This is a genomic window from Clostridium sp. CTA-19 (genome assembly GCF_054767855.1).
The window spans coordinates 1-15,098 of sequence record NZ_BAAABH010000052.1 but is presented as its reverse complement, the minus strand read 5'-3'; the positions used below and the strand labels follow the sequence as shown (position 1 = coordinate 15,098).

Genomic DNA, 15,098 nt, shown 5'->3' with positions numbered 1-15,098 from the left:
TGACTATAATAGTCAATTTTTTTACATCTTCCGATGTGAGTCTCTACAAAATAGATTCTCAAATGAATTAACTGGTTTTACCTATATTTATCTGTTTAATTTTCAAAGACCAATTCGTCATTACCTGACGACTTTTACTATTTTACTAGCTTTTAACTTTTTTGTCAACACTTTTTTTAAAACTTTTTTCAAAATTTTTAAGTGTCTTTTAAAGTTTAAATCCTTATCGCTTGAGCTACTTACTTGTTTGCCTCAGCGACAAGATTTATTATATATTTTTTAATCCTATTTATTTTTTGTTAAAATTACTATTACTTGTATTTATTTTTCATTTACTTATTTTACTTTACATATGCTCTATTATTCATTTATCGACACTCCTGGTACAGTATTCATAAAAAATAACTGTTTTTATAAAAAATACCTTTTTTATTTTAAATATTCATTACTTTCTCACTATTTTCTATGATTAAAGTATTAAAAAAAGCCATTTAACAATAGGATAAAATACTATTGTTAAATGACCTATATACCTTTAGATTCCTAGTAACAAAGTAGCCACTCCAAAATAAATAATTAATGATAATGCATCTACTATTGTTGTTATTAATGGACTAGCCATTATAGCTGGATCTAATTTTAATTTTTTTGCTACTATTGGTAATACACAACCTACTACCTTTGCTATAACAATAGTAAAAAATAATGTTATACTAACTGTTGCTGAAATAGCTAACCCAACCTTTTGTAAATAATATATTCTAAAGAAGTTAACAATGGATAAAATTACACCAACTATTAAACTAACTCTAATTTCTTTCCAAATTACTTTTAAAACGTCTCCCATTTCTATTTGACCTAATGCTAAACCTCTTATTATAAGTGTGGATGATTGAGAACCTGCATTTCCACCTGTATCCATAAGCATAGGGATAAATGCTGCTAAAATTACAACTGATTGCAATACATCATCATATTTTTGTATTATAGCTCCTGTAAATGTAGCTGAAATCATAAGAATTAACAGCCATATAATTCTATTTTTTGCTAGTTTAAAAACACCAGTTTCTAAATATTCTTCTTCTGATGGCTCCATAGCTGCCATTTTTTGAATATCTTCTGTATTCTCCTGTTCTATTATGTCAACTATATCATCTATCGTAATTATTCCTACTAATCTTTTTTCGTTATCTACTACTGGCATTGCTGTAAAGTCATATTTTTTAAACTTATCAGCAACATCTTCCTGATCCTCTAGCGTATTGCAATAAATCACATTGCTTTTCATAATGTCTTCTATTTGCGTATAGTCATCATTCAATATCAACTGTCTAATAGATAAAACACCTTGTAACTTTCTATCTTTATCAATTATATAACAAGTATCTATAGTTTCTTTATCTATTCCATTTTTCTTTATATGTGATATAGCCTCTTCTACTGTCATCTTTTTCTTTAGACTCATATACTCTATGGTCATTATACTTCCTGCTGAATTTTCAGGATAATTTAAAAAGGAATTAATTTGTTTTCTCTTTCCTTCTTTAGTGTTTTTTAAAACCCTACTTACAACATTTGAAGGCAGTTCTTCTAAAATATCTATAGTATCATCTAAAAAAATCCTATCCATTATAATTCTAAGTTCATCATCGTTTATTGCTTCTATAATATAATGAATATCCTCTTTATTCATATAAGAAAATACTTCTGCTGCTAAATCTTTAGATAAAATTCTAAATGCTATTAGCATAGTTTCACTATCTAACTCTTCTAATAATTGTGCTATATCTGCTGGATTTTCATTCTGTAATAAATGTTTCGCTTCAACAAATTTATTTTTTCTTATTAGCTCTACTATTTTTTTGAATTCCATTTGCAATACCTCCTATTTAGGTACTGCTATTCACACTATTTACCTATATATTATAAACTTTTAAATAGTATATTATAATTGTTTATATATTTATTAGTAACTGCATGAATAGCAGCCATTACCAATTTGCCTATAATAAAACTACTGGCTCCATCATCCATGGCAGTCACCTCCTAAAATTTATTTTTAAAACAAAATAAAAATCCCTCAACCTATTAAGTAGAGAGATTTAAAATCAAAATAAAGCTATATTTAAAATTCTAAAATCTAATTTTCCTTAATACGTTGAGTTTTAGCTCTGTAAGACGTAGAGTTCTTCTCAGCCACATTAGATAAAACCTTAATTCGATAGTATCTGCTAACCCATTGGCGTCTCTGGACATTTCTGGGCAGTGGCGTATTTTCATACAGTAACCTCACCTAACAAGATAATTAATTTTTAATTTTGTTATATAATTTAATGATACTATTATCAATAACTAAAGTAAACCCTTACCTATTGTTTTTGTAGAAGATTTTATGATCTTGCCATTTTCCATTTATATATAGATAATTTTTACTTACACCAAGTTCCTCAAAACCACATGCCTTTAATACACCTTGCGATTTTTCATTTGTTATCATTGTACTTGCTTCAATTCTATGTAATCCTAGTTCTTTAAAAGCAAATCCAATAGCAAGCCTTACAGCCTCTTTCATATAACCCTTTCCTTGGTATTCTTCATCAATTGAATATCCTATAAATGCATTTTTAAAAACACCCATAACAATATTGTTAATTCTTATTCTTCCTATAAATTTATTTTTTAGATATATTCCAAAATGAGCTGATTCGCCTTTTATAAATTGTTTGTAACTTTCTATCAAACTTTGTTTTTGACTTTCTATAGTGTAGAATCCCTCATCTCTATATGGTTCAAAAGGCGTTAAAAACTTCCTATTCCTTATATAATAATTTAATAAATCATTACTTTCTTGTGGAGTTAATACCTTTAATTTTATATTTACACCTTTTAAATTTGTTCCTAAATTAATATAATGAGATTTATACATACTTTCTGTTATACCAAATAAAAGTTCATATTCATACTTATTACAATTATTTATAATATTATCTTGTAATATTCCTTCAAGTTCAAAACCTATATTTGTAAATGCATTAGTATCTAGTTCTTCACTACATAAGACATTTACCTTATTTACCTTATGATTATTAAATAAGATGTTTAACATAATCTTTAAAGTATCTAACATATACTCATAGCTATTATTTTCTTTATAAAATTTTAGCCTAAACAAACAATTTTTATTAACTTCATCAATTTCAATTATATATATTCTGCCAATTGTTATTCCTAATCTATCTTTTATTGTATATTCTTTATTTCTACCTTTTGCTACAACCAAATCAACTAAAGCACTTTTATTCATCATAAATCCCTACCTCAAACTAAAGTTTTTGTATTTCTATAAGTCAAAATCAAGAATGCTATGGAAATTACTAAACTAATTGGTATTAAATAAAATGCTTTTTCAGTACCTATAACATCACTAAGATTTCCTATAAATTTATTTAGTAACATATTGATAGTACTTGAAGTTGTAATTATTATTCCAGACATATATATAGCATTTTCTTTAAAGGTATTACCAATAGTACTTACCACAGTTGGAAATGTAATAGCAAAAAATAATCCTGATATACAAATTAAAAACATGCCTCTCTCACCTAGTATTAAACTGCTAGTATATAAAACTAATGCAATACTAAGAGAAATTATTACCGTTTTAAAATATCCTACTTTTTCTGCTACAAATCCACCAAGTAATCTTCCCACAGTTAATAATATAAAAAATATTGATAAATATATTGTACTCTTTTGATAATCAAATTTGTAAGTTTCTTGCAAAAAATTTACTAACCAGTTAGCTGTTGCAACTTCGGCAAACACATAAAAACCTAAACCAATAGAATAAAAATAATACATCTTATTTTTCAAAACTACTTTAATACTTCCCTTACCATCTTTTTTAACAGCTTTATAATCTACATTAGGCTCTGGTATTTGTATAAATAAAAATATTATAAATGCCAATAGAAATAAAACACCTATAAAAATATAAATGCTTCTCCAGTTAAATCCTCTAGCTAAAAAAGCCCCTGTTCCTGCTTGTGTTAATGTAGACCCTACACCATAACAAAAATGAGTTAAGTTCATAGCTACTGCTTGAAATCCTATGGCTAGCATTGGAACTAACGTATTTATTGATATACATATCAATGCAATTCCAACATTCAATATAAATATGCATATCAATAGCATTTTATACCCACTAGACACATAAAACAAAAATGCTGACAAAACTACTACTAAAAATCCTAATCCATAAGTTCGTTTTTGTCCTATTTTTTCGCATAATATTCCACCTAAGTAAGTAAATAAAACATAACCTATACTACCTATTAAAAATATATCACCTATATTAGAATTTGTTATCGAAAAACTTTGTTTAAATGCTGGCACTAGTACCCCTTTTACATTATCCGCAACAGCAACAAAAAGCATAGTGATAAATATAAATATTAAGGTAGATATGTTCTTTTTCTTTTTCAAAAAATCACCACCTTCAAATACTAATTATATATTATAACCTATTTAGATTGAATAGCTAAATATAGGTTAAAATACATAATATATTTATTAAGCAAATATTATATATTATTTTTAAATAACAAATAATAAATTATCCTTTAAATTTTCATTTTATAGTAATATAATCTTATAGAAAATTTTAAATAGAAAGGTTGATCTTAGTGAACAAATCTAATATATCTAAATTAAAATTATTTTTAGTAGGCTTAGAAAACAGATATGCTGAAAATTTATCTATCTTCAAAGATATTAATGTAGTTTATAGTACTGGGCTTAAAACTTTTAAAGGTGTTGCAAAAATAGATAATAATTTATTAAAATATAACTTCAATGGGGTTACTAATGAAATTTCTATCTCCGAACTCTTTAATACAATTACAAAAGAAGCTGAAAGGTATGATAGCCTTTCTCTTATTTATAGTGAGCGTGGTGAAATTATTTCTATAACTGCTGATAATAAGAACGTATCAATGAAAAATACACAAATAAAAGATATTGAATCTAATGAGAAATCTAAAAAAGATGATTTTCCTGGAAATACTTCTACCTTATTAAACAGAGATTACTATATAAAAGTAGGAAAAGCAGATGCCCTACTTAAAGAAATTAACATAATGACTAAAGATGGTAAAATTAAAAATGATAAGGTAAGAAAATATAATCAAATAGACCATTATGTTGAACTTTTAAGTGAGATATTAGATGATTTACCTAGAAACAAAACTATAAACATTTTAGACTGTGGTTGTGGTAAATCTTATCTTTCTTTTGTTCTTAATTATTATTTTACAGAAGTAAAAAAAAGAAAATGCCATTTTATTGGGTTAGACTATTCAAAGTCAGTTATAGATAGTTCAAAAAAAATAGCCCAGAATCTTGGCTATAGAAATATGGAATTTCATGCTGTTGATATAAAAGATTATAAAACAGATAAAAATATTAATGTTGTTATCTCTCTTCATGCCTGTGATACAGCGACAGATATGGCCTTAGCTTTAGGTATAAAGTTAGATTCTGATATTATAATCTCAGTTCCATGCTGCCACAAAGAACTACTATCTCAATATAAATATGACCCTTTAAAATCTGTTTTAAAACATGGCGTCTTTAAAACAAGATTTGCCGATATCTTAACTGATGGAATGAGATCATTACTGCTTGAGGCTAAGGGTTACGATGTTTCGGTAGTTGAATACATATCTCCCCTTGAAACACCTAAAAATATTATGATTAAGGCTATAAAAAAATATGATGAAAATACTGAAGCAATGGATGAATATATGAACTTAATGTACAATTTCAATGTATATCCTGCATTATATAGTTATTTAAATGAATGGTAAATAAAAATAAAACACTATCAAAGGGATAGTGTTTTATTTTTATATTAAACTATAATATAATCAATATTTTTTATAAATCGTTTATAATATCTTTTACAACCTCACTAGCAATAATCATTCCTGCCACTGGTGGCACGAAACCTATACTTGCTGGTGTTACTCTTTTTCTTATTGTTACTTTATCATTATCAGTAACATTGGTTATATCTTCTACTTCTTCTGGTAACGGAGTAACAGGAAGCTCTTCTGAAAATAAAACTTTTGTCTTTTTAATTCCTCTTCTTTTTAATTCTCGTCTCATAACCTTAGCTAGTGGACATACATTAGTCTTATATATGTCAGCAATTTTAAATTGAGCAGGGTCTAACTTATTACCTGTTCCCATTGAACTTATTATCGGTATGTTTTTTTCGTTACAATATACTATTAAATCTATTTTAGATGTAACTGTATCTATTGCATCTATAACATAGTTTATATTTTCTCCTATTATACCTGGTATATTTTCCTTTGTAACAAAAGTTTGATGAGTTATTACATTGCAATTAGGATTTATATCTAATATTCGTTCTTTCATTGTCTCTACCTTACTTTGTCCTACAGTTTTAAAAGTAGCATGAATTTGTCTATTTATATTACTTATGCTTATGTCATCATTGTCTACTAATATAAGAGTTCCAACTCCACTTCTTGCTAATGCCTCTGTTGAAAAGCTCCCAACTCCACCTATTCCAAATATAATGATTGTGCTATTTTTTAACTTATTTAAAGCCTCAAATCCTATCAATCTTTCAGTTCTTGATAATGAATGTTCTGGCATAAAATCACTTCCCTTTATATATTAATTTTAATCCTTTTAATTATACTCTTTATTATTACCTAAATCTTAATAACTAAATAGTTTTTTATATTTTACATAAATATTAAATTAATATCAAATAAAAAAGTAGGAAATGTTAGTAATTATCTAAAAAATAATTAAACTTAACATTTCCTACTACTTTATATAAAGTTTATTTTAATTCATGAACAAATATACCACTTCTTAACTTAGGCTCAAACCATGTAGATTTAGGTGGCATAACTCTTCCTGCATCAGCTATATCCATAAGTTCCATTATGCTAGTTGGATACATTGAAAAGGCTACCACCATTCCTTCTTCCACTCTTTTTTCTAGTTCTTTTAAGCCTCTTATGCCTCCAACAAAATCAATTCTATCACTTGTTCTAGGATCTTCTATTGCAAGTATTGGTCTTAATAAATTATTTTGTAATATAGAAACATCTAAACTATCTACAGGATCTTTTTCATTATAAGTACCTTTTTTAGCTGTAAGCTTGTACCATTTCTTATCTATATACATACCAAATGTACATTTTTCTGATGGTTTATATGGCTCACATATATCACAAGGTTTGATTTCAAATTTTTCACTTACCTTATTTAAAAATTCATCCTTAGAATTTCCATTTAAATCTTTAACAACTCTATTATAATCCATTATATATAAATCTTCTGATGGGAATATAACAGATAAGAAAAAGTTAAATTCCTCATTTCCATTATAATTTGGATTTTCTTTTCTTCTTAATTGTCCCACTTTTACAGCAGAGGCTGCTCTATGATGTCCATCTGCTATATAAAGATATTTAACATCTTTATATAAATTTTCTAATTTTTCTACTGTATTTTTATCATCAATTAGCCAAACTATATGTGAAATACCATCTTCTGATACAAAATTATATTCAGCTTCTTTTTTAGTCCAGATCTCAACTATTTCATCTATTTCTTTTATATTTTTATATGTTAAAAATATAGGACCTGTATTTGCATTACAATAATCAACATGATTTATTCTATCTTGTTCCTTTTCCGCTCTAGTATGCTCATGTTTTTTTATTATATCATTCATATAATCATCTATAGATGTACATGCAACTATACCAGTTTGTTCTCTTCCATCCATTACTTGTCTATATATATACATTGATTTTTCTGCATCTTGAATATATATTTTTTTATCAATCATCCCATAAAGATTATCTCTTGCCTTTTCATATACAACTTTATCATACTGATTTGTACTTGGATTTAAATCGATTTGTGCTTTATCTACATGCAAAAAAGAATATGGATTAGATTTTACCATTTCTCTTGCTTCTTGTGTATTCATGACATCGTATGGTAATGCAGCAACTTTATCTACTAAATCTTTTCTTGGTCTTATCGCTTTAAATGATTTTACTATTGCCATAGGTAGATTCCCCCTCTTTATTTAAAAATTTCTGTTATTATAGTTACTATTTCTTCCCCGATTCTTTGTTGAGCCTCTTTTGTTGATGCTCCTATATGAGGTGTAACAGAAACTTTTGGATGATTTATTAAATCTGTATTTTTAGTTGGCTCCTCTTCGTAAACATCTATTCCTGCACCAGCTATAACTTCATTATTTAAAGCTTCTATTAAAGCTTTTTCACAAACTACTCCACCTCTTGCACAGTTTATCAAATAAGCAGTTTTTTTCATTAACTTGAATTCGTTTTCACCTATTACAGCTTTTCCACCTTGACTTGGTATATGAAGTGATACATAATCTGATTTTTGTAATAATTCCTCTAATGTGCAATACTCATAGCTATCGTAACCGTCTAACTTACCTCTTCTATTATTATAAAGTACTTTCATACCTAAGGCTTCAGCTCTTTTAGCCAATTCTTTAGCTATTCTTCCAAAACCAATTAATCCTAAAGTTTTGCCTGATATTTCTGTTCCTTTATATTTTTTCTTATCCCACTTACCTTCTCTCATAGATACATTAGATAGTGAAATAAATCTTGCTATTGCAAACATATGAGCCAGCGCTAATTCTGCTACTGATGCACTACTAGCATTTGGTGTATTTCTAACAGTTATTCCTTTTTCCTTCGCATAATCCACATCTATATTATCAACACCTACACCACCACGAATTATAAGTTTTAATTTTCCAGTTTCTAAAGCTTTATCTATTATTGGTTTTCTAACTTTTGTAGCACTTCTTACAACTACTACATCAAATTCTTTTAGAGCATTTCCAAGTTCTTCTGGTTCATAAAACTGTTCAACAACGTCAAACCCTTTTTCCTTTAAATCCTTAACAGCTGAAGCTGACATACCATCAGTAACTAATATTCTTATCATTTTATAGCCCCCCAAATTTACTTTTTATTCCTATCTATTTCAAAATCATACTTATATATTTTTAGATTCCTAAACATTGGACATATACTTAAATTACTTCCCCAAACAATTTAAATATAACTTTCATCCAACTATAGTGCTCTAAACTAAACTTTAAAGCTAGCCATTTACCAAATAAGAAGATTTAAAATTAATATTTTACTGTTAGTTAATAGCTTTCTTTTAACTATTAACTAACTACAGTTGTACTTATTTTTATCAACTAATAACAAAGATTTGATAAATAACTTAAATATAAGCTTATTTCCTTATATATACCATAATAAATTAAGAATGTATCTGCATTGTATTAGCTATAATTTAAAATAAATTATAGCTAATACATACTGATGTCTTTTATACTGTAAATTTAAGACACCCCAAAGAGTGATTATATACTTAAATTAAATAGCATTATAATAAGCTTTATAATTTTAAGTTTATTCACTATGTTATAGCAAGTTACATTCTTAATTATCTATTATTTTTTAGTTAAGTCCTAAAATTTCATCTATTACCTTTAATAATTCTTTTACTTCTTCTGGTGTAGTTTCTGCCATATGAGCTATTCTGAAAGTTTTATCTTTAAGTTTTCCATATCCATTAGATATTTGATATCCTCTTTCTCCTAAAGCTTTATTTAATGCAGCTACATCTATATTTCTTGTATTTTTCACATTAGTTAATGTGTTAGACATATAATTTTCATCTGGGAATATTTCAAAATGTTTTCTAGCCCAATTTCTAACAATTTCTCCGCCTTCTATATGTCTTTTATATCTATTTTCTAATCCTTCTTTATTTATAATTTTATCTAGTTGGTATTCAAGTGCAAACATGTGTGATAGTGATGGAGTTGAAGGATATTGATAATCTTTCTTTTGGATATAATTATATAATGATAATAAATCTAAGTACATTCCTCTGTTTGGAACTTCTTTAGCTCTTTCTACTGCTTTTTGTGAAAACGTACAAACAGACATTCCTGGAGGAAGTCCTATAGCTTTTTGTGTGGATGCAATACATATGTCTACTCCCCACTCATCCACTTTTAATTCTGTACCTGCAGCTGAGCTTACTGTATCTAAGCAAAATACTACATTAGGATATTTCTTTACAACGTTTCCAATTTCATCTAAAGGATTCATTACTCCTGTAGAAGTTTCATTATGAGTAACTGTTATTAAGTCATACTTTCCTGTAGCTAAAACTTCATCAACTTGTTCTGGTGTAGTTGGTTTTCCCCATTCAACCTCAAATTTATCTGCTGGAACATTATTTGATATAGCCATATCATACCATCTATTTCCAAAAGCTCCTATTGAAAAAATAGCTGCTCTTTTAGCAGTACATGATCTAACGGCCCCTTCCATTAAACCACTTCCTGAACTTGTAGAAAGAAGTATTTCTTCTTTTGTATTAAATATTTTTCTCATATATTCACTTATAGTTCTTTGAATTCTTGAAGCTTCCTTACTTCTATGTCCTATCATCGGCATAGACATTTTTTCTAGCACATCTGGTGCTACATCTACTGGTCCAGGTATAAATAATCTTTTATGCATTATAACCCCTCCAAAATTTAATAAATTATATAGTCCCCTTTAATTTTAAGTATATCTAAAATCAATATAATTCTATCATTTGGAATAATTTTCTTCAAGTTGAAATATTGCAAATTTATAAAATATTCTAAACAATTAAGAAATCAAATAGTTGTCTATATATCTATTTATTATTAATTTACCCTTATTTTGCTATAAACATCATCAAATAGATCCTTAATACATTTTCCTCTTACATAATTTTTGCATGTACTACAGCTTTGACTAGATTCAACAAAACTCATAAGTGAATATGTATGTCTACAGCTATAACCATGACAATTTTGTGCAACTCTCATTTTTACTTCATTACTAATCATAATAAATTCTCCTTATCATATAAATATTAATTAAAATTTTTATATAGGGTTCCAAATTTGCTTTTTAACTTTTGGTATACCCTCAATAGTAATCAACTGCTTAACATTACCTTTAATTCATGAATAGATTTAAATTAGAGCTTATTTTACTATAGTATTTGTATTTTTGCGAAAAAAAATTAGCAGTATTAAAAAATTCTGCTAATTTTCCACTTCTATAATTGATTCAGTTTCCCTACAATATTTAGTTATTATACACTGTCCTAGATTTCTTGGACAATTTCTACACATACAATTACTCTCCATACCATTACAATTTTTATTTATGTACTCAGGACACTTTTTACAGTTAAAAACAACAATATCTGCACCCATTATTGTTGCTCCTCATTTTCTTGTAATTTATATCTCTTTCTATGAGCAACCATTATTTCATTTAATATTTCTCCAGTAAATGGTGGTGTATATGATATAGCATTCGCACCTGCTTCTATTGTCTCTTTAATACTTTCTTCTGTCGGTCCACCAGTTGCCATAATTGGGAACTCTGGATACTTCTCTCTTATTTTTCTTACAATATGTGCTGTTCTTTTAGCTCCAGATACATTTAATATAGTAGTTCCTGAATTTATTCTTCCTTCTATGTCTTCATATTCTGAAACAACAGTAACAATTATAGGTATATCTATTGTTTCTCGCATTTGCTGTATTACTTCATTTGGCGTAGATGAGTTAACAACAACACCCATAGCACCTTTAAATTCAGCATCTAAAGCTAAGTTGATTATTCTTTTTCCTGTGGTAATAGATCCACCAACTCCACAAAATACGGGAACATCAGATGCTAATAACAATGCTTCTGTTATTCTCGGTTGAGGAGTAAAAGGATATACTGCAATAACTGCATCTGCATTTGTATTCCTTATTATTGCTACGTCAGTTGAAAAAACAAAGGATTTTAGCCTTTTACCAAATATAATAATTCCACTAGCATCTCTAATTGCTCTAGGTAACTCAATCATATGGCTTCTTAATAATCCTTTAAATTCTGGTACAAATTTTCTCATAACTTTTCTCCTTTACCGTTTATAAAATATGATTAATATATATAATATATATTATATATCATTGTAATACAATAATTTTAAATAAAAATTATAGCTTTAAAATATATGTACATGCTATACTATAAACATAAAATATCTATCTAAGGGGGGACATATTATAGTAACTTTTAAAAATTCAAAATATTTGCCCTATTTTCTCATCATTTCATATTGCTTTGTATTATTTTTTATATCTTTACTTTTAGAACCTCCAATTGAATTATTTAATGGATTAACTAAAATAGTCATGGAATCTGATATATTAATAACTGATTACATAGCTTTATCTGGTTTAGGACCTTCATTTTTAAATTCAGCCTTTGTAATGTTAACTTTAACTTTATTATTACTACACCTAAAAATAGAGCCAACTGGTCCTATAATAGCAGGTTTACTAACCACTGCCGGCTTTTCATTATTTGGTAAGAATATAGTTAACATATGGCCAATCGTCTTTGGTGTATGGTTATATTCTAAATATCAAAAAACACCATTTTCTAACTTCGTGGTTATAATGTTATTCGGAACAACATTAGCTCCAACAGTAACATTTCTAATGTTTTCTGATATATTTCCTAATTTACTATCAATTGTAATATCTTTAAGTATAAGTAGTTTACTAGGTTTTATACTTCCACCAATGGCTTCTTATACCGTACACTTACATCAAGGATATAGTCTTGCTAATGTTGGTCTTGCTGGAGGTCTTTTAGGAACTGCTCTAGCCTCTCTATTCACTGCTATTGGCATGAACTTTGAAAAAAAATTATTATGGTCAGCAGGCAACAATTTAATTTTGCTAATATTTTTAATATTTGTATTTACTACTATTATTATAGTATCATATATTAGTGATAAAAATGTATTTAAAAATTATCCTTGCATATTTAAGTATTCCGGAAAACTAGTCACAGATTTTTACTCAATTTTAGGTCCTTCAATTACTTATCTTAATATAGGAATTTTAGGATTACTTGCTACTATTTTTGTATTATTAATCAAAGGTGATTTAAATGGTGCAACTCTATCTGGAATTTTTACTGTAGCTGGTTTTGGTTCTTTTGGCAAACATCCTAAAAATATATTTCCAGTTATAATTGGAGCTTTATTAGGTGCCTATTTAAGCATCTGGGATTTAAACTCTCCTGGTATGATATTAGGAATGCTTTTTAGTACTGCACTTTGTCCTATAGCCGGAAATTTTGGATGGCCCTATGGTATTATAGCCGGATTTATGCATATATTTATGGTGATGAATATAGGATACTTACATGGAGGAATGAATTTATATCATAATGGATTTGCCGCTGGATTTGTAGCAATAATTTTAGTACCTCTCATAACTGCATTTAAAAAGGAGTATAATGAGTAATGAAACATATTAATCAAAGAAACATGCGAATTATAAATGAAATAATGTTATATTGTCTTAATATAGGATGCAAAAATGTAAACGTTAATTTTTCTAAATTAAGTGATAGAGTTGTAATAAACTTAGCTAGTGAAATAGACGACTTGTCAAAAGAATCTATAGATAAAATGTACTTTCTGCTATCTACACCTAGAAAACCAGAAATAGAGGAATACTATTGGTTACTAAATGGTGGCGATGATACAAACTCAGAACTTTCTTTAGTAGGAATGATGACTGATGAAATATCTATAAATTATACTAATAATATATTAACTATAAATTTAATAAGACTAAATTAAAAAATCGTGATACCACGATTTTTTATTATACTATAAAATCACTAAATTATAATTTTAACCGTCTCATATAGTTCTATACTATTTTCACTAACCTTACATTGATATGCAAAAATATCTACTCCTTTATCTTTAGCATATCTTAAAGCTTTTCCAAATTTCTCATCAGTATCATCATTGGAAGTAAAAGTCTTCATATTATCCATTTGTATTAAAAATAATACCCCTGCACCTCTGCCACTATTAATTACATCAACCAACTCCAATAAATGTTTAGTTCCTCTTTCTGTAGGAGCATCTGGAAACTTTGAATGTCCGTTTTCTTCTAATGTTACACCTTTAACTTCTAAATAATACTCTTCTCCTGTATCTTTACTTAATTTAAAATCGAATCTGCTTTTTCCAAATGTTTTTTCTCTTTGTATTATGTTATATTCTTTTAATTTATCAATTTTTTTTAAATTAAGAGCTTCTTCTACAACTTTATTTGGAATATGAGAATCTATATTTATTAATTTTCCTTCTTTATACGCAGCAATAAGGTCATACTTAGTTTTTCTACTAGGATTGTCTTCTTTTCTTAAAATTACATCACATCCAGGTATAAGAATTTCTTTACATCTTCCCGTATTAGGAACATGAACTAATTCCTCTTTTCCATGAATAATTACATACCCTTGAAATCTATTTGGCCTTTTAACAAATTCTACTTTTAGAATATCATTTTTTATAATCATTATTATATATAATTAAGTATATTATAATTTACTCATTCCATAAATCCCTACTTAATTCCTCTATCTCCTTTCTACGCTTTATCGTTTCCTCTATGTCTATATGAAAAATATCATTTTTTAATATTATAACATCTCCCTCTCTAGCGTTCTTTGGAAGATTTTTTATCTTTATATTAACCATATTTCTATCTGATTTTTCACAAACAGCAAACTCTCCTTCAAATCTATCTATTATAAAATTCATATATTTTTAGTAAAGAAAAGGTTTTCCTTTACTAAATTTCACCTCCTATAATATTTTATCCACAATCTATATAGTTATTAATTATTCTGTCCACTTCTATTATTTTCATTTGTGTATATGTTAATATTTTTATATAAAAAAAATCGTAGTATAAATACTACGATTTGGTGGCTCACCGGGGAATCGAACCCCGGACACCATGATTAAAAGTCATGTGCTCTACCGACTGAGCTAGTGAACCATACTTACCTGGCAACAACCTACCCTCCCACACAGTCACCCGT

At 27.5% G+C, this 15,098-nt stretch carries 15 protein-coding genes, 1 tRNA gene and 1 riboswitch; of the genes, 3 read left to right on the top strand and 13 right to left on the bottom strand.

The annotated features are described in order from the left end of the window. Window positions 1–535: 535 nt before the first annotated feature. The 3 genes from mgtE to ACYUE0_RS17020 form a co-directional block, all read right to left on the bottom strand. Window positions 536–1,873, bottom strand: coding sequence for a magnesium transporter (gene mgtE / locus ACYUE0_RS17030; protein WP_199870897.1), 1,338 nt, complete (start codon window positions 1,871–1,873; stop codon window positions 536–538). Between the two features lie 269 nt (window positions 1,874–2,142). Beyond that, a riboswitch (M-box (ykoK) riboswitch) is annotated at window positions 2,143–2,308 on the bottom strand. A 57-nt stretch (window positions 2,309–2,365) separates the two neighbouring features. After that, window positions 2,366–3,304, bottom strand: coding sequence for a GNAT family N-acetyltransferase (locus ACYUE0_RS17025; RefSeq protein ID WP_199870901.1), 939 nt, complete (start codon window positions 3,302–3,304; stop codon window positions 2,366–2,368). Window positions 3,305–3,318: 14 nt separating this feature from the next. Then, window positions 3,319–4,488, bottom strand: a complete 1,170-nt coding sequence (locus tag ACYUE0_RS17020) for an MFS transporter (protein ID WP_061996563.1) — start codon at window positions 4,486–4,488, stop codon at window positions 3,319–3,321. Window positions 4,489–4,688: 200 nt separating this feature from the next. On the opposite strand from ACYUE0_RS17020, the gene ACYUE0_RS17015 reads away from it, so the two are divergent. Beyond that, on the top strand, window positions 4,689–5,870 hold the full coding sequence (locus tag ACYUE0_RS17015) for a class I SAM-dependent methyltransferase (RefSeq protein ID WP_061996562.1): 1,182 nt from the start codon (window positions 4,689–4,691) through the stop codon (window positions 5,868–5,870). 70 nt (window positions 5,871–5,940) lie between these two features. On the opposite strand, the gene ACYUE0_RS17010 is transcribed toward ACYUE0_RS17015, so the two are convergent. The 7 genes from ACYUE0_RS17010 to ACYUE0_RS16980 form a co-directional block, all read right to left on the bottom strand. After that, window positions 5,941–6,690 (bottom strand): tRNA threonylcarbamoyladenosine dehydratase, encoded by a 750-nt coding sequence (locus ACYUE0_RS17010; RefSeq protein ID WP_061996561.1) that lies wholly within the window; start codon window positions 6,688–6,690, stop codon window positions 5,941–5,943. Window positions 6,691–6,883: 193 nt separating this feature from the next. Next, window positions 6,884–8,128, bottom strand: a complete 1,245-nt coding sequence (locus ACYUE0_RS17005; RefSeq protein WP_460271762.1) for a DUF1015 domain-containing protein — start codon at window positions 8,126–8,128, stop codon at window positions 6,884–6,886. Window positions 8,129–8,145: 17 nt separating this feature from the next. Then, entirely contained in the window at window positions 8,146–9,054 is a 909-nt protein-coding gene (locus ACYUE0_RS17000) for a D-2-hydroxyacid dehydrogenase (protein WP_460271760.1), read from the bottom strand. A gap of 527 nt (window positions 9,055–9,581) precedes the next feature. Then, entirely contained in the window at window positions 9,582–10,658 is a 1,077-nt protein-coding gene (locus ACYUE0_RS16995; RefSeq protein WP_460271758.1) for a pyridoxal-phosphate-dependent aminotransferase family protein, read from the bottom strand. A 173-nt stretch (window positions 10,659–10,831) separates the two neighbouring features. Continuing rightward, window positions 10,832–11,017 (bottom strand): hypothetical protein, encoded by a 186-nt coding sequence (locus ACYUE0_RS16990; protein WP_061996550.1) that lies wholly within the window; start codon window positions 11,015–11,017, stop codon window positions 10,832–10,834. Window positions 11,018–11,218: 201 nt separating this feature from the next. Beyond that, complete coding sequence (locus tag ACYUE0_RS16985) at window positions 11,219–11,392, bottom strand: hypothetical protein (protein WP_010299678.1); 174 nt, start codon at window positions 11,390–11,392, stop codon at window positions 11,219–11,221. Then, entirely contained in the window at window positions 11,392–12,084 is a 693-nt protein-coding gene (locus tag ACYUE0_RS16980) for a beta/alpha barrel domain-containing protein (RefSeq protein ID WP_061996549.1), read from the bottom strand. The genes ACYUE0_RS16985 and ACYUE0_RS16980 overlap by 1 nt, the downstream gene beginning before the upstream one ends. Window positions 12,085–12,268: 184 nt before the next feature. Between ACYUE0_RS16980 and ACYUE0_RS16975 the strand changes: the two genes are divergently transcribed. Both ACYUE0_RS16975 and ACYUE0_RS16970 read left to right on the top strand, forming a co-directional pair. Further along, the gene (locus ACYUE0_RS16975) at window positions 12,269–13,495 is read left to right on the top strand and encodes a DUF1576 domain-containing protein (protein ID WP_460271756.1); all 1,227 of its coding nucleotides are present in this window, start codon (window positions 12,269–12,271) and stop codon (window positions 13,493–13,495) included. Beyond that, entirely contained in the window at window positions 13,495–13,836 is a 342-nt protein-coding gene (locus tag ACYUE0_RS16970; protein WP_460271754.1) for a hypothetical protein, read from the top strand. Before ACYUE0_RS16975 ends, ACYUE0_RS16970 begins: the two co-directional genes overlap by 1 nt. A 41-nt stretch (window positions 13,837–13,877) precedes the next feature. Here the strand turns inward: ACYUE0_RS16970 and sfsA are convergent, their stop codons facing one another. The 3 genes from sfsA to ACYUE0_RS16955 all read right to left on the bottom strand — a co-directional run bounded on the left by sfsA (window position 13,878) and on the right by ACYUE0_RS16955 (window position 15,055). Next, window positions 13,878–14,570 (bottom strand): DNA/RNA nuclease SfsA, encoded by a 693-nt coding sequence (gene sfsA / locus ACYUE0_RS16965; protein WP_061996547.1) that lies wholly within the window; start codon window positions 14,568–14,570, stop codon window positions 13,878–13,880. 28 nt (window positions 14,571–14,598) lie between these two features. Then, complete coding sequence (locus tag ACYUE0_RS16960; protein ID WP_061996546.1) at window positions 14,599–14,814, bottom strand: DUF3006 domain-containing protein; 216 nt, start codon at window positions 14,812–14,814, stop codon at window positions 14,599–14,601. Window positions 14,815–14,979: 165 nt separating this feature from the next. Further along, window positions 14,980–15,055, bottom strand: a tRNA-Lys gene (locus ACYUE0_RS16955). Between the last annotated feature and the right edge of the window lie 43 nt (window positions 15,056–15,098).